The organism is Nonomuraea sp. NPDC000554, from assembly GCF_040300065.1.
Lineage (GTDB): Bacteria > Actinomycetota > Actinomycetes > Streptosporangiales > Streptosporangiaceae > Nonomuraea.
Map to the genome: position 1 here is coordinate 687,143 of NZ_JBEPDC010000001.1, position 24,922 is coordinate 712,064.

The window sequence follows — 24,922 nt, forward strand, 5'->3', positions numbered from 1 at the left end:
CATAGCGGATCGGCCATACACTGATCGGGAATGGATCCACCGTCAAGGGGTGTGTGGCCGACATCACAGTGGTGCGGCAGCGTCAGGAAGGACGTGACTCATGGCGCGGCCCGCAGGCCCAGGACGTGAAGCGCTGCTGCGTGCGGGACTCCACGTCGCCCAGGAACGCGGGTTGACCGGGATGTCGGTCAACGCTGTGGTTGAGGCGGCCGGCATGTCCAAGGGGAACTTCTACCAGCACTTCACCGACCGCAGAGACTTCCTGCGCGCGTTGCACCGCCTCTACCATGACGAGGCCGAACAGCGACTGGTCGCCGCAGTGGGCCACCTACCCCCCGGGCGGCAACGGCTGATCCAGGGCATCACCTTCCACCTCGACATGTGCCTGGAAACCCGTGCCACCCGGGCCATGCTGGTGCAGGCCCGCACCGATGCCGACCTGTTCGACGAAATGCGCGCCCGCAACGACCACATCGCCGCCCTGGTCGTCCATGACCTTGCCGCCATCGGCTGGGACCCACCCGAACCGGTCGCCCGGATGATGGTCACCATGGTCGGAGACGTCAGCCTCGAAGAACTCTTCGACGGCCACCGCCGCGACGACCTGCGCGACGCCTTCTTCCAGCTCCTGCTACGCGAACCCACCCATCCACCCAGCTGAGGCGTGAGCCATTGCCATGAGGCAGATCGGCGGCACGGGCGGTGGTGATCCACGTGTCGAGGCGATCGGCGTTGCCCTCGCCAGGCCGCAGCAGGTCGGCGAAAAACCGCGGACGTGCCCAGCCAGGTCATCTCGGGGCAGGCGGCGGTGCTCGTCTTCGAGGTCGCCGGGCCGCGTCAGCACGAGCCAGGTCAGGCGGCGAGGTGCGACGGGCAGGCGGTCGGCTGCTTTCAGGACGGCCTCGCGGAAGTTGTGCCACAGGTGCCAGCGGCCGGCGACCTGGATGGCGTCCGGCAGCGCGCGGCGGATCGCTTCGGCATAGGCGCCCGAGCCGTCCCGGCAGACGACCTGCACCTTGGGATGGGCGCGAAGCCACGCTTCCAGCACATCAGCGGTGCGCCCGGGCAGGACGTCGATGCGCTCGCGCGTCTCGGCGTTGACGTAGCGGTGACGTCGGCACAGGGCGAAGCCGTCCACCCCCAGTACTCAGGCCCGTGGACGCAACCCGGGGAGACCGCGCCGGACGCACGCCGCCTACCGGCCCACCCAGGAGCGGGCCCCGCCACCAAATGTCAAGATCGTTAAGCTGTCAAACCGCAGCCCCCGGTGCTTTGGCCTGGGGCTCTACCACGGGACGGTCTCGCCATGGCGATCCAGGAACTGCAGGCCGGGCGCGCCGGTCTGCGCTTCGAGGACGTCGACGACGGCCGGGATGCTCTCCTGGGGGGTGAGGGGCGCGTCGGGTCCGCCGAGCTGGGTCTGATTGTGGCCGGGGTCGATGAGCAGCTTGGTCTGTCCGTCGTCGGCGTGGCGGGTGGCGTAACTGCGCATCAGCTGGTTGAGCGCGGCCTTGCTGGCCTTGTAGAGCTCATAGCCGGGCTCGGTGTTTCGCGAGATGCTGCCCTGTTCAGAGGACATGACCGCGACGGTTCCGCCGGGCGCGACGAGTCCGCGGAGGGCGTCAAGGGCGCGTAGCGGGCTCAACGCATTGGTGATCATCACCTCGGTGAACATGTCGGTCGAGACCTCGTCGATGGGCAGATCACCTCGGTCGATGGCAGCGTTGACGAAGAGCAGATCGAGTCGACAGCCTTCCAGGCGCTCGCGCAGAGCGGCCAGCTGTTCGGAGCTGGTCATCTCCAACGATTCGACCTTCAGCTGTCCATTCCAGGCGTCGGCATTCGCTTGCAGCTCGCCGCCGCTCTGGCGCGTCGTGGCGATGACTCGCCAGCCGCGTCGGGCGAGCTCGTTGGCGAGGACGAGCCCCAACCCTCGAGAGGCTCCGATAATGAGAGCTTGGCGGTTGGACGTGGGGGACATATTCACTCCTTCGCGATGCGGAACACACTTAGTTTAGACGCGACGTTGCGTCTAAACTAAACCACGAAGACGGCTGACGGGTATCGTGTCTCGCATGCCCGCCGTGAACTCTCCGCCCCGCAGGCCGCGCTCCGGCAGCCGGCGTGACGAGGCCGCACGTCTGGCGGTGCTTCACGCCGCAGACGATCTGCTCGTCGAGCACGGTTTCGGCGCTCTGACCGTCGAGGCGATCGCGCGTCGCGCCGGCGTCGCCAAGCAGACGATCTACCGCTGGTGGCCCTCGAAGGTCGAGATCCTCCTCGACACGCTCATCGAAGACAGCAACAAACGCCTTCCCGTCCCGGCAGAGAAGGCCACGGCAGAGAGCATCCGTGGCTACCTGCGCGGCTTCGCGCGATTCCTCACCCGCGACCCTGCCGGCAAGGTCCTGCTCGCGCTCATCGCCGAGGCGCAGCACGATCCCGGCACGGCCAAGAGCTTTCACGAGCGCTATCTCGGTCCACGCCGTGACCAAGAACGCGACATGCTCGCGCGCGCGATCGACGCCGGCGAGGTCTCGCCCAGACTCGGCCCCGACGCCACGATGGACGCTCTTGTCGGCCCGATCGTCTATTGCGCCCTGACGGGGTCGAGTATCCCCCGCGGTCTGGTCGACACCCTTGTCGAAGACCTGCTCAGGCCCCGCTCCAACTGAGTGTCAGCTCAGCTGTTCGCCGACCCGATCAGCCATGCGCCTTGTCCCCCGCCCGTCCCCGGCGGTGCGCGCGGCCGAACTGCGACGGCGGATCATCGAGGCCATCGGCGAGCGTTGCTCCTTGGTTGGAGCCCAGGCCGTTGCGGTTCAGCCCGAGGGTTTCGAGACGCGGATGCCGGGCGGGCCTTTGACGGTGTGTAGGACTAGTGAGCCGTCCATGCCTTGGACGTTCGTAACGTGTGGCGATCGTGCCGGTCAGGTAGGTGTAGCGGATGCGCAGACCGACGCGGGCGCGTTCGGTGTCGACGTCGAATGGAGCACGCCTGCGTCGCGCAGTTCGGTGATCCGGCGTTGCACCGTGGAACCTCCCAGGGCCGTGCGCAACCGGAGGTTCACTGCGGTCCGACCGGCAAACGCAGTCTCGCGAACCGCGCTCACCTGCGGTTTTACTCTGGGTCCTGCATCGCCCCTGCGAGGGGTCTCAACGTCACAGGCCGGTAGATGTGTTTCGCCGTCCGGCAGGAGCAATTGTCAAGACCTGTGGATGGGAGCCGCACCGACCCAGCGGTGATAGGCGTCTACGTCGACGTTGCTGCCGCACACGATGGTGACTACGTGTCGGCCGGCGAAGCGGTCACGGTCTTCGAGGATCGCCGCGATGCCGAGCGCGGCCGACGGTTCGACGACGAGGCCGGCGTGGTCGAGGAGCATCCGCATACCGGCGATGATCGACGCCTCCTGGACCAGGACGGCGTCGTCAGCGACCAGGAGGAGGTCGTCCAGGACGGCCGGGATGGGACGCCGGCCGGCGACGCCGTCAGCGATGGTGTTGGTCGAGTCGGTGGTGACGACGTGTCGTTGGCGCCACGAGTGTGTCATCGCCGGTGCGCCCAGCGGCTGGACGCAGATCACCTCGACTTCGGGCGCCCAGGCCTTCACCACGTGACCCACACCGGTGGCCAACGCCCCGCCGCCGAGAGCAATCAGGACGGCGTCGAACGACGGCACGGTGTCCACCAGTTCCAGGCCGATGGTCGCCGCGCCCTCGCAGGTCTCGATGTCCAGGCTGTCTTCGACCAGCCGGATGCCGTCGTACCGCGCCACGGCCGCCGCCCGCTCGCGAGCCATGTCGAAGTCGCCGTCCACCAGCTCCAACCTGGCGTCCAACGCGCGGATGCGATCAAGCTTGGCCGCAGGCGCAAAGCGGGATGCCACGACGGTGACGTCGATCCCCCGGCCGCGACCGGACCAAGCGAGGGCTTGGCCAAGGTTGCCCGCGCTGACGCACACCACGGCTCGCGAGCCATTGTCGGTGAGCAGGCTCGCGACTACCTCGGTGCCGCGGGCCTTGAAGCTGCGGACCGGGTTCGCCGTTTCGAGCTTGATGCTCACCGTGCACCCGAGGTCGGGCTCCAGCGCCTCGCAGCGGTACAGCGGAGTGTCGAGAAAAATCGGGTCGATTACCCGGCGAGCCGCCCGGATCCGAGCAGTGTCGAGGCGCGTCTCCTGCACGACACAGCAGCGTAGCGCCACCGCCGCTGTTTCATCTGGGTGAACGCCCGCGCTGGGAGGTGGGTCAACAGAGAGGGAATACTGTCCGACCTGCCACCGTGGTGACCGCAGGACGCCTGGCCGAGACGGAAGACAGAAAGGGCTTGCGTTCCTGCGCACAATCGACAACCGCAACACCGCCACGGCGTACCCGATCGCGCTGCGTGCCCTGGCCGCAGTGGTCGGCGTCGATGCGCGCTGACCGCACTGGTGCCTCGATTTGCGAGAAACCTGAAGATAAAGATCTACGAATGGATTGATAGCCATTTATCACTCCCGCGATATCGATCCGATCCTTTCGTGAAATGATCGCGTTTCACGACTCTCTTTGTGTGGGCATCTCTGGCCCGGCGTGCCGTTTCTGGCGACACGGAAGAATGTCAAATAGATAATCATTAGGGAAGCTCGGTGACTGCTCGCCCCAAGCCGACGAATTCGAGTAGGTGGTCCAGCAGACGCGCACCACTGTGGATCATTCCCACCAGGCGCACCGGCGGCGTGGCCGTCGATCTTCGCACCGCCACCACCACTGCGAGGCCGGGAGGCATGAGAATCACCATGCTGGGGCCGGCCTTCGTCGCGGCGATCGCGTACGTCGACCCCGGGAACGTGGCCACCAACCTCACCGCGGGCGCGACACTGGGCTACACCCTGGTCTGGGTCGTCGTGGCGGCCAGTCTCGTCGCGATCCTCGTGCAGTTCCAGGCGGCGAAACTCGGCATGGCGACCGGCAAGAGCCTGCCGCAGTTGTGCCGGCAGCGGTTCACCCGGGCGGGCAGCCTCATGCTGTGGTTGCAGGTCGAAGTCGTCGTGCTCGCGACCGACCTCGCGGAGTTCGTAGGCGCGGCGATCGGGATGCAGCTGCTGTTCGGCATGCCGGTGGGGGTGTCGGCGGTGTCAACGGCGGTGGTGTCGCTCGCACTCCTGGAACTGCGGCGCAAGGGCCGGACCCGCCCGTTCGAACTTATGAGCGCCACGGCTCTCCTGTTCGTCGGCGCGGGCGTCGGCTACGACATCATCGTCACGGGCAATCAGTCCGCGAGCGGACTCGCCGCCGGGTTGATCCCGAGCCTCGGAGGTGAGGGAGCGCTGCTCCTGGCCGTGGGCATTGTCGGCGCCACGGTCATGCCCCACGCGGTCTACCTGCACTCGGCGCTGGTGCAGGGACGCGGCATGACGACCGCTGCCGCCTGCTCGCAGCCAGACCTCGTCCGCCGGATCCTGCGCCTGGACTGCTCACTGGCCTTGGGCGTCGCCACGGTCGTCAATGTGTCGATGATCGCCCTCGGCACCGGTCTCGGCGCCGAGACCGGCGGTGCGTGGGCCGGTGATCTGCCGGCCGCCCACGTGGAACTGAGCGCCCGGATAGGCGGAGCCGCCGCCCTCGCCTTCGCCATCGCGCTCCTGTCGTCCGGGATCTCTTCCTCCGGGATCGGAACGCTCGCAGGCGACATCGTGATGCAGGGCTTCTTGGGCTGGCGGGTGCCCGTGCACGTGCGCCGGATCGTGACCATGGCGCCGGCCGTCCTCGCGCTGTTCTCCGGCGCGTCACTGACCGACCTGCTGATTCTCAGTCAGGTGGTCATCTCCCTCGGCGTGCCCGTGGTGCTGTTCCTGCTCGTCCTTTTCTGCCGCGATCGGTCGCTGATGGGTCCGCTCGTCAACGCCCCGCACACGACCTGGATCGCAGGCACTGCCGCGGCGATCGTCGCGCTTCTCGGCTGTTCGCTGCCGGTTCTCCTGCTGTTCTGACCTGTGAACGGGGTCTTTCGATGCACGACCACACCGGGTCCGACGAGGACCATGCCTCGCCTGAGACGGTGATTCCGATTTCGCTGGCCAGAATTCGGGTCAAGTTCTTCGTCTTCGCCGGACTGACCGCCGGCTGTGCGATTTTCGGGACGACCGCATGGCTCCCCCTCACGCTGCTGCTCACGTGTGCCGCGATTCTGCTCGCCGTGGCGATCATAGGAGGGAAGAAGCTGATCCGTTCCCTTTCTTCATGTCGCCGAAGCGAGACTCGCGATAGGAGCCGCGAGCCGTCATTGTCGAACAGGATCGCTGGGGTTGGCCCGGGCGACGATGAGCGGATCGATCGGCGTGAAGGGGAATTGCGGAAGCTCACGCTCGGGAATGCCGAAACTCGCGGCGAGGACTTCGCGGGAGAACGCCGACGCGGTGGCCCGATAGCCGATGTCGCCGGGCGTAGGCTGATCGAAGAAGATGAGGAAGTGGATGTCCTCGTCACCGATGACCTCGATATGGTGCGGGAAGGCTCGTGGCACGAAGTACACGTCGCCGGGGCCGAGCAGATACTCGTCGAGGGTGTTGTCGGGGTCCAGGACGCGCATGCGGGCGTGACCTTTCTCGACGTATCCCATCTCGGCGGTGATCGGATGCCAGTGCGGTTCGCGCATCCCGCTCTCCCTGATGCGCAGGGAGTACATGGAGATGTCCTCCAGGGCGGCCCAATACTGCTTACGGGCCAGGCGAGCGTCGCCGTAGGCGTAGGACAGCGGCGCGTGCTGGCCTTCGGCGTCGAACAGGTGAGCATTGGACAGCCCAGCCGTGGACGGGACGTCAGCGGCACCGGTACGGCGGACGATCTGCTGAGCCGGAGACCGATCGAAGGCGTCGAACGCCGATGAGGGGAGGTCATAGGTGTTGCCGAGCACCGCATCGGTCATGGCGTTGAAACTGGCGTGCAGCGAGAAATGCTGCGGGCGCTCGCTGCGTAGGGCGAGGAGGAACTCGGCGCGCTCGGCACCGAGGTTCTCGATGTGGTAAATGGCGCCAGACTCGACGTGATACATCTGACCGGCGCTGACGATGAACGAGGAGAAGGCGTCGGCGTTGCCGAGGATCGACACCAGGACCGTGCCGGAAAGGCAGTAGCCGAGCTGGTTGGCGTTGACATTCCATTGCGGCTCGCGGATTGCGCCGGGTTCGAGGACGACGCGCTTGAGCGAGAGCCGGTTGAGGATCGGCAGTACGGTGGCGTCGACCATCGTGACCGATCCGAGCTCGTTCTCGAATGCGGGTGGCACGGTTGCCAAGGAGGTGGTGTGCGGCGAGGCGTTCGTCATGGCTTTCCCTTCGTTGCCGCAACCCGCACGTTCAAGGTCGGATGCGTGCCGCCGCGAAATGTCGTCCCGGGTCGCATGGCGCGTCCACGCCGGTGGTCTATGAGTTGGCCTTCGCGTGCTCCCGTTTTCCAAGGTTAAGCATTAAGTGTCCGCTGCAGCGGATTGTGGTGCGGCGTGTCGCCTGATCGGGGCTTTCGCGGACTTTGTCTACAAGCCGATCAGCTCATCCGGCTCCACTCCGCACGCACCCAGTCCCTCCCGGGCCACAATCGCGATCAAGAAGCCCGGCGCCGGTTTGGGGCACTTGATCCACTTTGAAACCGCTACGAAACGAATTCAGCCGGCGGCTCCGGCACCATCGCTGGGTGGTCGAGCGCCGCGAGGCGCCACAGCGAGACATGGCAGACATCTGCACCCCCACACGGTGGGGCGAACGAGCAATGGTCAAGAGTTGTGGTGGGGATGTCTCCGGAGTCGGGCTCGTGGGGACTTCGGCGAGGGCGAGGGCTGCTTCTTCGCGCACGGAAGCGTGGGCGTGATCGAGGAAGGGCTTCGGTGATCAGGTGGAACTTGGTGGTCAGTCCTCCTCGGGACCGGCCAAGCGCCTGCCGTTTTTGCGATTGCTTCGTATCGATCGAGCGCCGGCCGCGTGCTGGTGGGCCTGGGCGATAGTGGAGTCGATGCTGAAGCTCCACTCCACATTGACTATCGAATCGTCCTTGACCTGTACTTCCTCAAGCAAGCGGGCCCAGGTGCCATCCTGGTCCCAGCGTTTGAACCGCTCGTAGCAGGTCTGCCAGGGGCCGTACCGTTCGGGGATGTCACGCCAGGGCTCTCCGGTGCGTAACCGCCACAAGATCCCGTCGATGACCTGGCGCTGCCCCCGCCACGGACGGCCTCGCCCATCCGTGGCGGGCAGTAGCGGTTCGATCCGCTGCCAGGCCTTATCGGTCAGCTCACCACGTCGCACCATGGACGCCTATCTAACCGCACCAAGCGTGATCATCTGTCAGACACGCCACAGCCCGCCATGTTCACGAAGTCCCGACGCGAAGATCAGAGATAGGCCTTCGTGGCCGGCTTCCAGTCCTGGACGAGGAGTCCGAGCAGCACCTCGTCCAAGAACTCGCCCATCACCCAGGCCGAGGAGCGCAGCACGCCCTCGCGGACGAAACCGTTACGCTCGGCGGAGCGCAGCATCGCGGCGTTGTCCGACAGCGTCTCGATCTGCAGTCGCTGCAGGCCGCGCACGACGAAACCGTAGTGGCACAGCACCGCGACCACGTCAGTGCCGTAGCCCTTACCGCGAGAAGACGGCAGCAGCCCTAGCCCGATGTGCGCGGACCGGTTGTGGTTGTCGATGCCCCACAGCGTCGCGGTGCCGACCAGCGTGCCGCCGTCCAGCTCCACGACCGAGAACGGGACGTGCCGTTGCTCCGTGTCGTCCACCACGAGCCGCGGATCCTTCGAACCGGGCGTGATCGGCCGCCACGGCCCGCCTTCGGCCCGCGAGGAGTTGACCACGTCATCGTAGAGCTCGGCCCGCAGGATCGGAATGTCGTCCTCGTGCCGGGCCCTGAGCCCGACCTTGTTACCTCTTAGCATGCAAGCTTCCTATCCGACCGGGTTGTCCGACGGCAAACCAAGCCCATCCTGACTGGGTGCTCGCTATCGAGTTCGCAGACAGACACGCCGCGCCTCATGCGCCACAATCCGCTATGCGGTCCATGACGAAGACCGAAAGGCCGCCCCGAGCTGGGACGACTTCGTCCGCATGCGCTGGAAGGGTGCCACCGCGGGCGATGAGTTGGCCGTCCGCCGAAACGGCAGAGGCGGTGTGGAGGAGCCCTGACTTTGGCGCAGAGACAAGGGGGAGGGGTCCGCCTTCGACCGACTGGTCGTCACCCACCTGGGCGAGCACCTTGAACAGATATCTTGGTCTCCCGAGACGAGTGGGAGTCGGGGCGCCGGCCATGGGTGGCGAGGGATTCCAACGGCCAGACCTCGATCTCGGGGTTCATGCCATGCCGGGGCGGCCGCTGTATCTCTGGGGTGTCCGGCAGGGTGAGTTGCCAGCCGCCGTCAGAGCCGGGGCGTCCTTCTCTGAACTACGCCTTCTGGCGCCTTTGCGACGCTCGCTGCGCAGCAGCTTGGAAAGGTAGGAATCCAGCTGCGCTCGCCATGCCTGCTGGGATTACCTCATTGGGCCGGAAGAACCCATTTTCCGCCTCTGCAGGCAGGAGGCCCGTAGGTAAACCGCCGTCCGTTGCTTGTCTCGGCCACGATCACGTCTTTGGCGCCGACATGGAAACATCCTTTCTTGTCCGCGACTGGAAGCCGCGTCAATCTTCCCGCTGGAACGTCCTGGCTGTGGATGGTGTCGCCAAGCCATTTCACCCTAACGGTCTCGCCGGTGCGGTTCTCGATATCCAGCCAGCGGGTAGTCGGTGGCTGGCATGCGGCGAGGGCAAGGACAACCGCGAGGAGTATCGCCGATCTCCCGATATGTTTCGCGGAACCCCTTAGGCCGCGTCCTGCTTTGTTTCCAGGTAAGCACGTTGCACCCTGCGCCACCACGCGACCGCGCCTCAAGGGGAGATCATGCAGGAGCAGTTCTCCGCGCCAGGACGCATCAGACCAAACTCCGGAAGCCTGTACGGAGTTCCGACGCCTGCCGTATCTCCTCCTTCAGGGCCTTCAGCTCGGTTTCCGCCATCGGGGCCGGAGCGATGTAGCGCACTACTGGGCAAGGCGATCGAGGCATGGGAAGCAGTCCCGAACAACCCACACCGACCGCAAGGCCGGCGCGCAGGCTGTCGAGCTCGAAGCGTCCGGAACAGGGCCGACAGACCCCGCCGGTCGGCCGGGCTGAGCCGCCGCTCCTGATTCCCATACCGTTCGGCGCCCGGAGTTCACCCGCCGGCGTGCGCTACAGCACCGTGACTCGCGCAATCACCGGCCAGCGCATCACCCGGTCACTGATCGCCTACGACCGCTGCCCTTGTTAGGGCTTACTCGTCCCTTGCCGAAATTTGACGGATGAGCTTACGGTGTGCGCAGAAATGCGCACATCTCACCCCCCCCCGGAGGTCAAGCGCATGCGCAGACTCGCCTGCTGGTTAGCGAGCGCGGTGGTCGCCGCTCTCTGTACCGTCGTGACGCCGGCCCCGGCGCACGCGGCCGCCCTCGACTCGATCACCGCGTTCACGGCCGAGAACGGCGTCTACACGATGGAGGCGGGCACCGCCAGGCTGCGGCTCACCTTTCAGAAGGACGACGTCTTCCGCCTTGAACTGGCCCCCGACGGCACGTTCACCGACCCGGCCAACACCGGCGCCGGCGCAAAGATCATCGTCAAGCCGGACCACCCGCGGGTGCCCAGCTCCTGGACGGAGTTCGACGACCGCTACGAGATCGCCACCGGCGCGGTGACCGTGCGGGTCGGCAAGAAGCCGGCGCTGTTCAGCGTGCGCAGGGCCGACGGCAGCCTGGTGTGGGCGGAGAACGCCCCGCTCTCCTGGGACGCCGCGGGCACCAGGCAGACGCTGACCCCCGGCGACAAGGAGCAGTACTTCGGCGGCGGCATGCAGAACGGCCGCCTCAACCACACCGGCACGACCATCCGCGTCACCAAGGACTTCGACTGGGACGACGGCGGCAACCCCAACGCCGCCCCCTACTACATGAGCACAGCCGGTTACGGAGTCCTGCGCAACACGTTCGCGCCCGGCGGCTACGCCTTCACCTCGCCCGCCGTGCTCAGCCACGCCGAGCAGCGCTTCGACGCCTACTACTTCGTCGCCGCCAAACCGTACGACCTGAAAACCCCACTCGACCGCTACACCGAGCTGACCGGGCGGCCGATGATGCCGCCGATCTACGGCCTGGAGATGGGCGACGCCGACTGCTACAACCGCAGCAGCCCGACCTACACCGGGCCCAAGGACCCGAACAAGTGGACCACGCCGAGCGCCGTCAAGGTCGCCGACGGCTACGTGTCCAACGACATGCCGCGCGGCTGGATGCTCGTCAACGACGGGTACGGGTGCGAGTACCAGCAGCTCAAGGAGACCGGCGACGCGCTGCGCGAGCGCGGGATCCAGATGGGCCTGTGGACCCAGCGGGCCCTGGACAGCCAGGAGGACGAAGTCAGGCAGGCGGGCGTGCGGGTCCGCAAGCTCGACGTCGCCTGGATCGGGCCCGGCTACCGGCACGCGCTGACCGAGTGCGAAGGGGCGCGGGACGGCATCGAGAAGTACTCCGACGCGCGCGGCTTCGTCTGGATGGTCGAGGGCTGGGCCGGCTCCCAGCGCTGCGCCGTCCAGTGGACCGGTGACCACTCGGGCACGCTCGACGCGATCCGCTGGCAGATCCCCGCGATCACCGGCGCCGGGCTGAGCGGCATGCCGTTCACCGCCGGCGACATCGACGGCATCTTCGGCGGCAGCGCCGAGAGTTACGTACGCGACCTGCAGTGGAAGGCGTTCACCCCGGCCCTGATGTCGATGTCGGGCTGGGCGGACAAGGACAAGCAACCGTGGACCCGGGGCGAGCCGTACACCTCCATCAACCGGAAGTACCTCAGATTGCGCGAGCGGCTGCTGCCCTACCTCTACACCTACGCCGCCGAGGCACACCGCACGGGCGCGCCGGTGAGCAGGGCGCTGGTGCTGGAGTATCCCTCGGACCCCGCGGCCTGGCAGGTCAAGGACGAGTTCCTCGCCGGCCGGGACTTCCTGGTCGCGCCCGTCTACACCGGCGGTGAGGTGCGCGGCGGGATCTACCTTCCCCAGGGGCGCTGGGTCGACTACTGGAGCGGCAAGGTCTACGACGGTCCGCGCACGATCGACGGCTACCACGCGCCACTCGAGCGGCTGCCGCTGTTCGTGCGGGCGGGGGCGATCGTGCCGATGTACCGCGACGGGATCAACAACCACGCCGAGGTCCGCGCGGACGACCCGCTGACGCTGGACGTCTACCCCCTGGGCGACTCGTCGTTCGACCTCTACAGCGACGACGGGAAGACCCGCGCCTTCGCCGCCGGCCAGTCGGCGACGCAGCGGTTCACCGTCGACGCGCCCTCCCACGGGCTGGGCGTGGTGCGGATCGGGATCGGCCCGGTCTCCGGGTCCTACACGGGCAAGCCGGCCGCCCGGCCGTACGAGCTGAACGTTCACACAGGACGCGCGCCCACCGCCGTCCTGTACGGCAAGCGGCCCCTCGAGAAGGTGACGAAGGCCGCCTACGACGGCGGCGCGACCGGCTGGTACGCCGACGGCGACCTGGTGAAGGCGCGCATCCCGGCACTGGCGACGGCGGCCTCCGGAGAGCTCGAACTGGTCGGCGCGGGCGTGGTCGGCGGGCTCTTCCCCGGCGACGGCGACGCCACCGTCACCTCCGCCGTGCCCGCCATGCTGACGCCGGGCGGCACCGTGGAGGTGCCCATCACGTTCACCAACAGCACCGGCCTTCCGGCCGGCGACGTACGGCTCTCGCTGCGGGTGCCCGCGGGCTGGACGGCTCCCGCCCCGGTGCGGGCCGGGATCGTGCCGAACGGGAAGTCCTTCGACGGGAAGCTCTCCATGACCGTGCCGGACGACGTCCAGCCCGGTCCCACCACGCTGATCGCGACGGCCACCTACAAGGTGCACGGCGACACACGGGAGGTCACCTCGGCGGCCGCCTCGAAGGTGCCGCACAAGTCGCTCGCCGCGGCCTTCGACAACGTCGGCATCAGCGACGACGCCGACGTCGCCAAGGGGAACATCGACGGCGGCGGGTCGAGCTTCTCCCGGCAGCGGCTGGCCGCCGCCGGGCTGACCGCCGGCGCGACAGTCCAGGCGCAGGGCGTCTCGTTCACCTGGCCGTCCACCGAGCCGGGCCGTCCCGACAACGTCTCCGGCCACGCGCAGACCGTCGCGCTGGCCGGGCAGGGCAACACCCTCGCCTTCCTCGGCACCGGCACCAGCGGGTCGGCCACCGGCACGCTGACCGTGCACTACGCGGACGGCTCCGCCGAGAACCGGCCTCTCGGGTTCGCCAACTGGTGCTGCCTCGATCCCGCCGTCTACGGCTCGAAGATCGCCTTCTCGACCAAGGGCAAGAACACCGCCGCCGGTCCGAACCAGTACCCGACCGTGGACTACCGCGTCTTCTACAACGCTGTACGGATCAACCCGGCCAAGAAGGTCGTGGCCCTCACCATGCCGGACAACGGGGCCGTGCACGTGTTCGCCGCCACCGTGACGTCCGCTGCCCTTCCACCGGCGCCCAGAGGCGAGGTGTGGGCGTCCGACCATCCCTGGCTGTCGGCCACGAACGGCTGGGGGCCGGTGGAGAAGGACCGCAGCAACAACGACAGCGCGGCGGGTGACGGCAACCCGATCAGCCTCGGCGGGACGGTTCACGCGAAGGGGCTCGGGGCGCACGCGACGTCGGTCGTGTCCTACTACACCGCAGGCGGCTGCTCGGCCTTCACCGCCACCGTGGGCGTGGACGACGAGATCCCCGACTACGGATCGGTGGTGTTCGCGGTGATCGCAGACGGCAGGGAGGTGTACCGCTCGGCGACGCTGACCGGGACCTCCGCGCCGGTCGCGATGACCGCCTCGCTGGCCGGCGCGCAGTACGTCGACCTGGTCGTCGAGGACGCGGGCAACGGCAACGCCGGCGACCACGCCGACTGGGCTTCGGCCAGGTTCACCTGCTGAACCGGGCCCCTTGAACGGCCGAAGCGGTCCCGGTCACGTGCCGGGACCGCAGGCCGGCGCCGCAGGACTGCCGCCCGGATGCCCGGAGTGGAGAAGGTCGTGACCGCGCTCGTGCCCGTCGAACGAGAGGCGTCCGGCGAGCTGCCTGCCTCCCCCACGACCGGGACTTCGGCGGATGGATCGCATGTCGTTGAGATCGGTCACGTCGCGAGCGCCCCGATCACACAGCAGAATCCCAGCTCGCAGCGCGAAACCGTGTTTCCGAGGTGGACAGGGCGGACGACCCGGCGACGAGTCCGCGCCGTTGTCCCATGGTCGGAGTATTGACACTGCACATTGCGCCTCTTAGCATCGGCCTAACTACTTATCATATAGGTAGCCTAGCTGATGTGATGTGGAGGAGATCGGCTTGAAATGAACCGCCCTTGCGGTGACCACCGGGCTCCCCGGCTGCAACTCGTCCGCCCGGAAGGCGGGCGGTGGCTAAAGAGCCTGATCATTCGCCAAGGGGACAAGTACTTCGAGGAAATCCCGGCGGGTGTCAAGGCCGCGGCGAAGGCCGACGGCGGCGTGATCACGTCGAACTCGAACAACGACTCCAGCCCAGAATCTGATCCAGCGCCAGGTCAGCGCCGTTTCTGCTGGATCAGCGGATTCCTGCTCGGCCGGTATCGGAGCATCGGTCTGCTTCCCAGTTCCGCTGCGGCAGGCGGGCGCCAATCAGATGACCATCCTCGAGCTGCACAAGCCAGGCAAGGCGATCACGTTGCGCGCCGCGCAGATATCGGCCCCACCGGCGCATCAGTCTGATCCCTCATACGTGATGCAGGGCGTTGACCTGCACGGCCAGAGACTCCGCCCAACGCTGAACGCCCCAGAGCGTTCTGGCCGCAAGTGACCGATGCCACGGTCCTGCGCACACTCGACGGGTGCGGGCCGACATATTCGCTCGGGCGATCGCTATCGAGACAACAACACGGCGTCTAGGCGCCCCCAACCTCTGGGAGACGATCATGTCGGACATCGACCGCCGCTCATTCGTCACGTGGTCCGCGGTGGTGGGCGCTGCGGCATTCGCCACTCCGCTGTTCGGAGAGGGGCTGGCCGCTGCCGCGTCTGGCAGGGCACCAGCCCTGGACTCGCTGACCAGCGACTGGCTGCCGCAGCGGGAGCTGGCGCATTTACCCGCCGTCAGCAATTTCTGGGGAGCTGTGGGCGTCGCCGGCAACGTACTGGCGATTCGCAACTTCACGCTTGCGCCTTATCTGGACGGGGGCGGTGACTCCTGTGCGCTGAGCGTGGATGGTGTGCCCATCACGACCAGCGAATCGCGCTGGTCGGCGTATGAGGTCACGCGTAAGGCGACGACCGGTTCCGGGGTGAGGATCCAAACCGCGACCCGCCTCGCCTTCGAGCGCAACGAACTGCTGCTGCGCGTCACCGTGTCCAACCCCACGGCGGCACAGATCACGGTGTCGGTCAAAGCCAACCCGCGCATCGCCAAGGCGCCGACAGGCGCCGCCTGGGCGTGGGATTCCCCGCGGCCGGGCGGCGACCACACCTTCACCGCGTACAAGACCTCCAGCTCGAGCCTGTTGATCTCCGACAGCGGCTCTTCGGCGGTGACGGCGTTCGCGTTCGCTCCAGCGCCCATGCTGAGTACGGCCTCGGCCGGCGGAACCGCTCAATGGTCGGTCGCCGCGGGAGGATCAGCGACGATCACCATCGTCATGAACGTAGGCCAGACCTCGACGGGGGCGCCACTGAAGGACGTCCATGACGGCAACGGCGTTGTGGACGCCTGCAACGCCACAGTGGGCGCTTTCCAAGCGGCCTTCAACGCCGCCGCCAAGGGCTGGGAGAAGCGCTGGCAAGACGCCTTCACCCCCGAGAACGGCCACTATTCGGGCAGCCTGCCGACTCTGGACACCGACGACAAAGCGATCGCACGCCTGTACTACATGGGCATTCTTTCGGTGCTGGCCTGCGAGCGCACGAATCTGTCTTCTGCCTTCTCTCGCGTTCTGGGTAGGCCTACCGGATCTGGCGCCTTCCGTGGATTCGACCGTATCTATGTGACCGGGGCGCCCGAATGGGCGAACAACGTCCACTACTTCTGGGACACCTGCTACGTTTCGGTCATCCTGGCTCTGCTCGATCCGCAGATGGTCAGGGCCTGGACCACCCACTGGCTCGCCAAGGACATCCATAAGGGGTACGCCGTAGACTGCGTGTCCGGCGATCTCGTCGGCCCGTGGTACAGCGCAAACGACTTCTCTGTCTTCCTCACGATTCTTAGCTACGTCGACTACAGCGGCGATGTCTCCTTCCTCGACACCACGGTCTCCGGCACCGGAAAGACCGTCCGTGAGCATATGAAGAGCATGGCCACGGCTTGGCAGAGCCTGGTGCCGCAGGGGCAGTCGCTGGCCGACTACGGCGAGAACAACAACCTCTTGGAAGTTCTGCCGAAATACGTCCACCAGGTGGCGTCCTTCAACGCGGCCAACGTGTGGATGATGCAGCAGGCGGCACAACTGTTCACACGTGCGGGTGACTCGGCAACCGCCAACGACCTCACCAAGAGAGCCGACGCGCTGCTCAGCGAGGTCCTCAAGCTGTATGACAGCGCCAACAAAGGGGTGTGGAACTGTCGGCACAATGACGGCACGACCGTTGCGGTACGGACCGTTGTCGATTTCGTGACCGCGGGGAACATGCTTGCCCCGGCGCTGACCAACGAGCAAAAGACCGAAATGAAGAACTTCGTCACCACCGAGTTGCTGGCAGGCGAAGACTGGATGCGTGCCTTGTCCCTGTCCGACTCCCAGTCGCCGGTCTCACGCACCGACCACGGAAGCGCAGGCAGCTACGATACCTGGCCCTCGCTCACTGCCCAGACCTTCGCCCGATTCGGCGACTATCCGGGCTTCTTGTCGCTGCTGAGAAGGTTCTCGGGGGTGACCCGCCAGGGCCCGTTCAGCCAGTCTCACCAGCTCCTGCAGATCGCGGGCGTGTCGGTCACCGACCGGGCGGCGTTGAACCCCGCGAAGGCCATCACGGTATCGGCGTGGATCAATCCCAAGAGCTGGCCGACAGAGTACTGGCAGGGCAGCATCATCGCCAAGGACTCCTGGGGTGCCCAGGACGTCGGCTACGTCCTCCGCGGCGGCGCCGACGGCCAGATCAACTTCCTCATCGCGCTCGACGGTCGCTTCATCGGGGCGCGGACCACCAGCACGCTCCCGACCTCGGAATGGCACCATGTCGCGGGCGTCTACGACGGCAACCAGATCCAGGTCTTCATCGACGGCACCCTGAAAGCCACGCAATCGGCCACCGGGACGCTGACGCCGTCCACCGGCACTCCGGTGATGGCGGGCGACTGTCCCGCCGACCCCAGCCGTCTTTTCAACGGCAGCATCGACGAGGCCCGCGTCTATGCCCGGGCACTGTCCGCCGCCGAGATCAACGCCGAGTACTCCGCCACCACCCCCGCCACGGACGACTCCCTGGTGCTTCGCCTGCCCTTCGACGAAGGCAACGGCACCACCACCACCGAGTCGATCACCCGCGAGACCGAAAAGATCAACGGGGCGACCTGGACTGCGGGCAGGACCGGCTTCGGTCATGCGCTGACCTTCTCCAACATGCCCGACTACAAGACCGTCATCGCCTCACCCGCCAGCCTCCAATGCTTCAATGCGTTGGCCGGCGGCTTCTCCGACGTGATCATCAGCGACCTGTTCGGCTACACCCCCGACGGCACCACCGCCAAGCTGAGGGACGCCAAGATCTCCCGAGGACTCACCGCGACACTCTCCGGAGTGTTTCTCCATGGCAAGCACTACAGGATCACTAGCGGCCCCAACGGCCTGTCCATGACCTGAACCGCCCAGCGCACGTCCGGTCCTCGACTCCCGTCCTGTCGGCGTGGTGGTGATGCGCGGGACTGTACGATCTTCGGCTCTTTCGCAGATCACTGGACGGCCCTGCACCCCGCGAGCGCGCAGCTCGCCGACTTCGCCTCCGCCGTACAGGAAGTCCGGGAACCACGAGCCCTGACGCAGCCGTGGCACAGCCAGTTCGATCGTCCCGGCCCGGGTGTCCCACGGCCCCGGGCCCGGTAACCGTGCGGATCTTGACCCGCTCGGCGCCGGCACCGCACAACTGCTCGACCTCGGCATCCATCATCCGCAGCAGGTCCGGGGATCGCCGCGGCAAGGGTGAGTCATTGCCGTCCCCTTCGGCTCACCGCCACGACCGACCTGGACATCCGACCGCCGTAACCCCAGCCGTTGAAGCTCTCTAGCGGTGGCTGGAGGCCCGATAGCGGACGACGTGGTGGCTGTAGGCACCGTCTACCACGAGGGTCGCGCCGGTCATGTAGCTTGCGGCGTCGGAGGCGAGGAAGACGATGGGCCAGGCGATCTCGGGCGGGACGCCGACCCGGCCGAGCGGGATCCACTCGGCGAACCGTTCGCGGCCGATCTCGTCGAGGAGGTGCCGGTTCATGTCGGTCTCGACTGCTCCGGGCGCCACAGAGTTGACCCTGATTCCCTGTGGGCCGAGTTCGACGGCCAGCGTCTTGGTGATCATGCGCAGGCCCGCCTTGGCCGCACCGTAGACGCTGTTGCCGTAGGACGGCACATCGTCGTGGATCGAGGTCACGTTGACGATCGAGGCGTGGGCGGAGGCCGCGAGCGCGGGTATCAACAGCTGGATCAGCCGCAGCGGCGCGTTCAGGTTGATCTCCAGCTGGCGGCGGACCTGGACCGGGTCAAGGTGCTCGACGGTCGCCCCCACCTCCATGCCCGCGTTGTTCACCAGGATGTCGAGCCGCGGGGCGAGATCGACGACGCCCGCGGCGAGGGCGTCGACCTCCTCCGGGCTGGCGAAGTCGGCGTCGATGACGGCGAATCCGTGAGCCGCGGCGAAGTCCCGGCCGGGTTGGCCGCCGTGGTTGTGCACGATGACGTCTGCGCCCGCCGCCTGGAGCGCCAGCGCGGTTGCGGCGCCGATGCCTGCGGTGCCTCCGGTGACGAACGCCATACGGCCCGTGAGATCGAAAACACTGTTCATCGGCTTGCTCCTTCCTCACGTCTCACCAGGCGACATATATGATAGGTAGACAAGATGTTTAACTGCCTCGGACGTGCGGTGGCGCGCCCGAGGCGTTGACCGCCCGAGGGGGGCCGATGCCCGAGCCGCTGCAGCGCGTGTCGCTGACCGACATGGCGGTCGACGCACTCATCCAGCTGATCGAGGAACGCGGTCTCCGCGAGAACGACGCGCTCCCGTCCACGGCCGACCTGGCGGCGGAGCTTGACGTGTCCCGCGCCGTCATCCGCGAGGCGATCGCGGAGCTGGCCGGGCAGGGGTTGCTCGAGCGGCGGCAGGGTCGGGAAACCGTGATCACCTTGCCCGGAGCGCGGCAGCTCGAGCACCTGTTGCGGCTGCGGTTCGCGATCCAGGGCCGCGACCTCGACGACATCCAGGCCTACCGTGAGGTTGCCGAGGTTGGAGCCGCCCGGCTCGCGGCCAGGAACGCCACCGCCGCCGACATCGAGGCGCTGGAAAAGCGGTTGGCGGCACTGAGGTCCGTCGAGAGCGACGACGAACTGCACGAGGCCGACATCGCCTTCCACCGCGAGGTGGCGCGCGCAGGCGGCAACGACATGGTCCTGCTGACGCTCGACGGCATCACACCGATCCTCAAGCAGCTGCGGGTCGCGGCGTGGCACGGTTGGAAACGGTCGGGTAAGGGCATCGAGCCCATCGTCGAGGCGCACGCGGTGGTCCTCGAGCGGATCCGCCTGCGCGACGAGGCGGGTGCGGCGGCCGCGATGCTCGAGCACCTGCAGCAGGCGCGCGAGGGTCTCGACGTCGAGGCCACGCGGGTAGCCACCCGGCGCACGGGTCGGCGGTAGTGACCGCGCGCGCTCACTCACGGGGGTCACCGCGCTCGCCCTTCGATCGAGACTGTCATCGGCAGGCGCACCGAGCTCCCGCCGGGCACTCGAAGCACGCTGCGGCGTGACGGGCCGCTCGTCACGGTGCTCGACGGTTCGATAGCGATCACGCGGGCGCGGCGGTACCACGGAAATCCCTTCATGTGGTTGATCTCCTGCCACCACCAGGCGTACGGGAGGTGGGTCCCGTCCCACTCCATGCGAACAGTCAAGCCGAGGTCGTGGTTGGTGATCGCCGCATAGTGCCCGTCGAAGTCCGACAGCCAGCCGAAGGCCATGTGGCGTTCACCCGGGGGCGGCACGACGCGCAGGTCGACCGTCGTGCCTTCGGCGCGCTCGATCCAGGGCCAGGCGTGTGAGGTACCGCCCGCGGCGATGTTGCCGTCGGTGTCGGGGTCCGCGGTGAAAACCCGCGCCCCGGTGTCGACCGAGCACCGGCCGTCCAGCAGCGGACCGGCGAACGCCGGGTGGTTGACGTAGTCGATCTCCACTTCGACGTCGCTGAGGTTGTGCAGGACGTCGCAGGTGGAGACGGCCGCCCGGTCGGTGTCGAGACTGACCAGCCGTTCGATCTCGATCGGCACAGAGAACAGGGTCGTGCGCAGTTCGGTCGACATCGGGGCCGACCGGCACACCTCCCACGGCACCGAGGACGCCTCGCCGTGGAACCCGACCGGCGCGCCGCAGACCGAACGCGGCGGGCCCGCGTTCGGAATGAGGGTCTGCCACCCGCCCCGGTACCGCTCGAGCCAGGCGGCCGTGGGATCGGTTGTCGACGGCGCCCTCGTCCCCGCGCGGATCGCGTCCGCCACGTCCCGCCATGGAGTGGCGAACAGGACGTCGATCCCGGAGTCACGGTGGGTCAGCGACAGGATCTCCGCGCCCCGGCCCGCATCGATGACGACCGAGAGGAGTCCGTTGTCGAGGGTGAGGAGGTCGGTCATGGTCAGCCCTCGAACGGGTGAACGGGCACGCCGGTCGTCCCGGTGGCCACCGCGAACACCGATCCGGCGTGCGGTTGGGCGGCGAGTTGCCCGGCGGTGAGGCCGTTGCGGGCGGAGGTGATGTAGAGCGTCCCGTCGGACCCGAACGCGCAGCTCGACGGCTGGGTGACGGGCATGTCGACGACCGCGACGACGGTGCCGTCCGGGGTGTGGCAGCGCACCTGTCCCGCACCCCACACGGCGAGCCAGACACAGCCGTCCACGTCGACGGCCAGCCCGTCCGGGTAGCCGTCCTCGACCGCCGCCAACGTCCGCAACTGCCCGATCTCGCCCTCGTCCGGCCGGTAGTCGACGGCCATCAGCCGATGTTCCATGCTGTCGGCGAGGTACATCGTGGCGTCGTCCGGGCTCCACCCGATGCCGTTCGGCAAGGTCAGGCCGCGTGCGATGACAGTGCTCGGGCCGCGGCCGTCCCACCGGTGCAGCAGCCCGGTGCCGGGCTCGAACTCCTTGTGGTTGCTGCCCGCCCATAGCCGACCGCGCGAGTCACACTTGGCGTCGTTCATGCGGCGGTACGGCTCCGGCAGCACGGGGTCGAGCACGGTCAGGCAACCGTCCGCCCACATGCCGAACCCGTCCTCGGCCGCCACCGCGAACCCCGCCTGATCACGGCGTGGCGCGATCGCGCCGACCATCATGCCCACCGACGCCGCCGTCGTTTCGCCCGTGGCCAGGTCGCTCTGGAAGATCTCGCCTTCGGTGATGTCGACCCAGCAGAGCCGACCCGTCCGGTGATCCAGCACCGGCCCCTCCCCCACCTGGGCGGTTCCCGGCACCACGACATCGGGAGACTGCAGTCGCTTCACGTCACCACCTCGCTAGTCCTGTACCCATGAGTCGACGCGGCGGGAGATCCGCGAGTCCTCGACAGCGCGCATTGCGGCCTTCATCCAGCCCAAGGCGTAGGCCATGCCCGCGTGCCAGGGCGCGGCGCAGGTCATCTGCGGCGTGTGGTCGGGGATGAACACCCCGTCGTAACCGTTGTCCGCATACGTGCGAAGGGCTCGGAACATGTCCACATAGCCCTCATCGAGGAAGACCTCGTGGTACTTCGGAACTCGTCCCACGACGTTGCGGAAGTGCACGTACCCGATCCGGCTCTGGCGGGCGAAGGACGCGATGACCTCGTAGATGTCGAGATCGGGCATCTCCGACACGGTGCCCTGGCAGAACTCGAGCGCGTTGTGGCGGCTTGGCACCATGTCGACCAGCCGCTGTAGCGCCGCTTCGCTGGTCAGGACGCGCGCGGTGTTCCGGAGGACGGGGGCCGGCGGATCCTCGGGGTGGGCACACAGGCGCACGCCCGCCGCCTCCGCGACGGGGACGGCCGCGGCCAGGAACCGCTCCAGCCGCGACCACAGCGCGTCGGCGGACACCGCGCCGATGGTCTCCTCACCGTCGACCTCGGCGAAATCCATGTTCCAGACCTGACCGCACGGGATCTCGGGCTGCTCACCGAGCGCCTCCTGGTCGAAGCCGATCGATTCGGCGCCACCACGCGCCAGCGGCTCCGCAGTGTGGCCCCAGACCCCGGCGAGGGAGAAGTTGTAGCCGATGTTGGGGATGCCCGCCTGACCGACCAGCCGAATGCTCTCCAGGATCTGGTCGAGTTGTTCATCGCGGCGCGGACCGTCGAGCAGGACGTCGTGCCAGTGGCCGGGGTCGAAGTTCTCGACCGCGTGCAGCACCAAGCCCTGTCCCTCGACGAGGGCCTTGACCCGCTCGATCTCGTCCAGGGTCCACGGCAGGCCCGCACGGTGGGTCGGCCCCCAGCCCGAGTGCCGGGAGACCGAGGTCGGGATGCGCGGCCCACCACCGAAGTAGTCGACAAGGTGGGCCACGATGTGCGTGGCTCCCGCCTGCTTGGCGAACCGCAGGTTGTCCTCGGTGAGCATGTGCCGGTAGAGCCCGAGTCCCACGTTCATGCCGCGATCAACTCACTTCAGAGATCAGCTCATCTGAGACCATTTGTCCCATGAATGGGATTAGGTTAACCTCGAGCGTGCCGAAGTCAAGGCACGATCGCCCCCGGGATCGTCGAGGTGCTCATGGCTGAACGACTGAGCAAGTCCGTCGCGGACGACCTGCTCGCCCGCATCGCGGGCGGCGAGTTCCGGCCCGGTGACACCCTGCCGTCGGAGCTGGCGCTCACCGTGGCGTACGGGGTTGGGCGCAACACCGTGCGCGAGGCCATGCAGAGCCTACGCGCCCTAGGCCTGGTGGAGATCCGCCCCCGGCTTGGCGCCCGCGTACTCGCCAGCCGAGCCGAGAACGCCCTGGCCTCGTCGGCGATCTCGGCGCTCTTGCGCGACCAGACCGTCCACGAACTCTATGAGGTCCGGCTCATCCTCGAGCCCGCCGCCGCGGCGAAGGCGGCGGTCAACCGCACCGACGAGGACCTGCGCGCGATCAAACAGGCACTGGGGCGCTTCCGGGTCGCCTACGAACTGGGCGCGCCCTCCTGGAAGGAGGACATCGAGTTCCACCAGGCCGTCGCCGAGGCCAGCGGCAACTCAGTGCTCAGCCGCCTGCTCGCACCGATGGCGGATTTACTGAGCAACGCCCGGCAGGCGACCTCCGCGATCCCGGCCGCCGCCGAACGGGCGCTCCACGAGCACGAGGCGATCGCGGTCGCGATCGAGGCCCGGTCGGGCAGGCAGGCCAGGACCGCCATGGCCACGCACGTCCGGTCCGCGATCTGGGCGCTCGGCCTCCTGGAGGAAGCGGACTCCGCCCCGACCGCGACCGCAACCTCCTGACCGCCCCGAAATCTCATGATCGGCGAGTTCGCCCGCCGTCGCGACAGATGTCCGACATGTATCCGCCATGTCACGCGCGGATGACATCCCGTTGACGAGCCTTTATGGCATGTCCTAATCTCCACTTATCTGACAAGTAGTCACCCAGATAGAGGTGAACCCATGACAAGCCGTCGTCTCATCGGGCTGGTCGCCGTCGCGGCGACCGCCACCGCGCTAGGCGCGTGCAGTCCAGCGAACTCAGGCGCAGGAGCTGATGGGAAGTCCACGTACACCATCGGTCTGGTGCTACCGCAGGGTGACAAGTACTTCCAAGGCATCCAGGACGGCCTCAAGGCCGCTGCCAAGGCCGACGGCAACGAGATAGTCGTCGTCAACACCAACAACGATGCCTCGACCGAGGCAAGTCAGGTGCAGAACCTGATCCAGCGCAAGGTCAACGCGATCGTGATGCAGCCGGCGACCTCGTCGGCCGGGTCGGTCGCGACCATGAAGTCGGTGACGGCCGCGCACATCCCGCTGATCTGCTTCGGGAACTGCACTGACCAGGCGGCGGATCCCTCGATCGTCAAGGGTGTCGCGCAGTCGGACAACACCGCCCTGGGAACCGGGACGGGCGACGTCGCGGCCAAGTACATCAAGGCGAAGCTCGGCGGCAAGGCCGTCGTCGGCATGCTCAACTGCGACTCGTTCGAGGTGTGCAAGCTGCGCAAAGCTGGCTTCAAGGACGCTCTGGCCAAGGCCGGCGTCCAGGTCCAGTACGTAGCCGACCAGGAGGGCTTCCTCCCGGACAAGGCGACCCCTATCGCCACGAACATGCTGTCGGCCAACCCCAACATCAACCTGATGTGGTCGGCCAACGAGGGCGGCACGATCGGCATCGTCACCGCCGTGAAGAACAGCCGGAAGTCCATCCCGGTGTTCGGCACCGACATCAGCGACGAACTCGCGCGCCACCTGCAGGACTCCAACAACATCCTGCAGGCCACGACCGGCCAGGACGCCCAGGGAACCGCGGAGAAGGCCTACGCACAGGTAATCAAGGCGATCAAGGGCGAGGCGAACTCGCCGCTGGAACTCCTCGTGCCCGGTATCACCTTCGATCGAGCCAACCCGGACGGCATCAGCAAGTACCTGGCGGGCTGAGTCGCAGGGCCGAGCGGAG

General features: G+C 67.3%; 17 protein-coding genes and 3 pseudogenes. 9 read left to right on the forward strand and 11 right to left on the reverse strand.

All coding sequences use genetic code 11. From position 1 onward, the window contains the following. Positions 1–100 precede the first annotated feature (100 nt). Positions 101–661 carry a TetR/AcrR family transcriptional regulator gene (locus ABT294_RS03470; RefSeq protein WP_350803223.1) on the forward strand — a complete coding sequence of 187 codons (561 nt, stop codon included), beginning with the start codon at positions 101–103 and terminating at the stop codon, positions 659–661. Positions 662–677: 16 nt separating this feature from the next. Here ABT294_RS03470 and ABT294_RS03475 read toward each other — a convergent pair. Together ABT294_RS03475 and ABT294_RS03480 are read right to left on the reverse strand one after the other, a co-directional pair. Beyond that, positions 678–1,147 (reverse strand): annotated as a pseudogene (locus ABT294_RS03475) (ISL3 family transposase); the annotation flags it as partial. A gap of 138 nt (positions 1,148–1,285) precedes the next feature. Then, positions 1,286–1,981 (reverse strand): SDR family NAD(P)-dependent oxidoreductase, encoded by a 696-nt coding sequence (locus ABT294_RS03480; RefSeq protein ID WP_350803224.1) that lies wholly within the window; start codon positions 1,979–1,981, stop codon positions 1,286–1,288. Positions 1,982–2,075: 94 nt separating this feature from the next. On the opposite strand from ABT294_RS03480, the gene ABT294_RS03485 reads away from it, so the two are divergent. After that, a complete protein-coding gene (locus ABT294_RS03485; RefSeq protein WP_350803225.1) occupies positions 2,076–2,675 on the forward strand; it encodes a TetR/AcrR family transcriptional regulator in 600 nt (199 codons plus the stop codon). A gap of 531 nt (positions 2,676–3,206) precedes the next feature. Here ABT294_RS03485 and ABT294_RS03490 read toward each other — a convergent pair. Next, entirely contained in the window at positions 3,207–4,187 is a 981-nt protein-coding gene (locus ABT294_RS03490) for a threonine ammonia-lyase (RefSeq protein ID WP_350803226.1), read from the reverse strand. 597 nt (positions 4,188–4,784) lie between these two features. Between ABT294_RS03490 and ABT294_RS03495 the strand changes: the two genes are divergently transcribed. After that, positions 4,785–5,978 carry an Nramp family divalent metal transporter gene (locus ABT294_RS03495; protein ID WP_350803337.1) on the forward strand — a complete coding sequence of 398 codons (1,194 nt, stop codon included), beginning with the start codon at positions 4,785–4,787 and terminating at the stop codon, positions 5,976–5,978. A gap of 290 nt (positions 5,979–6,268) precedes the next feature. On the opposite strand, the gene ABT294_RS03500 is transcribed toward ABT294_RS03495, so the two are convergent. The 3 genes and pseudogenes from ABT294_RS03500 to ABT294_RS03510 all read right to left on the reverse strand — a co-directional run bounded on the left by ABT294_RS03500 (position 6,269) and on the right by ABT294_RS03510 (position 8,917). Further along, positions 6,269–7,312 (reverse strand): cupin domain-containing protein, encoded by a 1,044-nt coding sequence (locus ABT294_RS03500; RefSeq protein WP_350803227.1) that lies wholly within the window; start codon positions 7,310–7,312, stop codon positions 6,269–6,271. Positions 7,313–7,872: 560 nt separating this feature from the next. After that, positions 7,873–8,285, reverse strand: a pseudogene (locus ABT294_RS03505) (IS5 family transposase); the annotation flags it as partial. An 83-nt stretch (positions 8,286–8,368) separates the two neighbouring features. Continuing rightward, a complete protein-coding gene (locus ABT294_RS03510) occupies positions 8,369–8,917 on the reverse strand; it encodes a GNAT family N-acetyltransferase (protein ID WP_350803228.1) in 549 nt (182 codons plus the stop codon). Between the two features lie 1,493 nt (positions 8,918–10,410). On the opposite strand from ABT294_RS03510, the gene ABT294_RS03515 reads away from it, so the two are divergent. From ABT294_RS03515 to ABT294_RS03525, 3 genes are all read left to right on the forward strand, one after another. Beyond that, a complete protein-coding gene (locus ABT294_RS03515) occupies positions 10,411–14,022 on the forward strand; it encodes an NPCBM/NEW2 domain-containing protein (protein WP_350803229.1) in 3,612 nt (1,203 codons plus the stop codon). A gap of 414 nt (positions 14,023–14,436) precedes the next feature. Further along, positions 14,437–14,832 (forward strand): hypothetical protein, encoded by a 396-nt coding sequence (locus ABT294_RS03520; RefSeq protein WP_350803230.1) that lies wholly within the window; start codon positions 14,437–14,439, stop codon positions 14,830–14,832. Between the two features lie 203 nt (positions 14,833–15,035). Continuing rightward, positions 15,036–17,912 carry a LamG domain-containing protein gene (locus ABT294_RS03525; RefSeq protein ID WP_350803231.1) on the forward strand — a complete coding sequence of 959 codons (2,877 nt, stop codon included), beginning with the start codon at positions 15,036–15,038 and terminating at the stop codon, positions 17,910–17,912. Positions 17,913–18,059: 147 nt separating this feature from the next. On the opposite strand, the pseudogene ABT294_RS50800 reads toward ABT294_RS03525, so the two are convergent. Continuing rightward, positions 18,060–18,157 (reverse strand): annotated as a pseudogene (locus ABT294_RS50800) (transposase); the annotation flags it as partial. A 173-nt stretch (positions 18,158–18,330) separates the two neighbouring features. Next, positions 18,331–19,104 (reverse strand): SDR family NAD(P)-dependent oxidoreductase, encoded by a 774-nt coding sequence (locus ABT294_RS03530; RefSeq protein WP_350803232.1) that lies wholly within the window; start codon positions 19,102–19,104, stop codon positions 18,331–18,333. Positions 19,105–19,220: 116 nt separating this feature from the next. On the opposite strand from ABT294_RS03530, the gene ABT294_RS03535 reads away from it, so the two are divergent. Continuing rightward, positions 19,221–19,952, forward strand: a complete 732-nt coding sequence (locus ABT294_RS03535) for a FadR/GntR family transcriptional regulator (protein WP_350803233.1) — start codon at positions 19,221–19,223, stop codon at positions 19,950–19,952. Positions 19,953–19,978: 26 nt separating this feature from the next. On the opposite strand, the gene ABT294_RS03540 is transcribed toward ABT294_RS03535, so the two are convergent. The 3 genes from ABT294_RS03540 to ABT294_RS03550 are packed head-to-tail and all read right to left on the reverse strand — an operon-like array spanning position 19,979 to position 22,923. Then, positions 19,979–20,938 (reverse strand): DUF4432 family protein, encoded by a 960-nt coding sequence (locus tag ABT294_RS03540; RefSeq protein ID WP_350803235.1) that lies wholly within the window; start codon positions 20,936–20,938, stop codon positions 19,979–19,981. A 2-nt stretch (positions 20,939–20,940) separates the two neighbouring features. Continuing rightward, on the reverse strand, positions 20,941–21,804 hold the full coding sequence (locus ABT294_RS03545; RefSeq protein ID WP_350803236.1) for an SMP-30/gluconolactonase/LRE family protein: 864 nt from the start codon (positions 21,802–21,804) through the stop codon (positions 20,941–20,943). A 12-nt stretch (positions 21,805–21,816) separates the two neighbouring features. Beyond that, on the reverse strand, positions 21,817–22,923 hold the full coding sequence (locus ABT294_RS03550) for a mannonate dehydratase (protein WP_350803237.1): 1,107 nt from the start codon (positions 22,921–22,923) through the stop codon (positions 21,817–21,819). Between the two features lie 123 nt (positions 22,924–23,046). Between ABT294_RS03550 and ABT294_RS03555 the strand changes: the two genes are divergently transcribed. Together ABT294_RS03555 and ABT294_RS03560 are read left to right on the forward strand one after the other, a co-directional pair. After that, on the forward strand, positions 23,047–23,757 hold the full coding sequence (locus tag ABT294_RS03555; RefSeq protein ID WP_350803239.1) for a FadR/GntR family transcriptional regulator: 711 nt from the start codon (positions 23,047–23,049) through the stop codon (positions 23,755–23,757). Between the two features lie 162 nt (positions 23,758–23,919). Continuing rightward, entirely contained in the window at positions 23,920–24,903 is a 984-nt protein-coding gene (locus tag ABT294_RS03560; protein ID WP_350803240.1) for a substrate-binding domain-containing protein, read from the forward strand. Positions 24,904–24,922 lie beyond the last annotated feature (19 nt).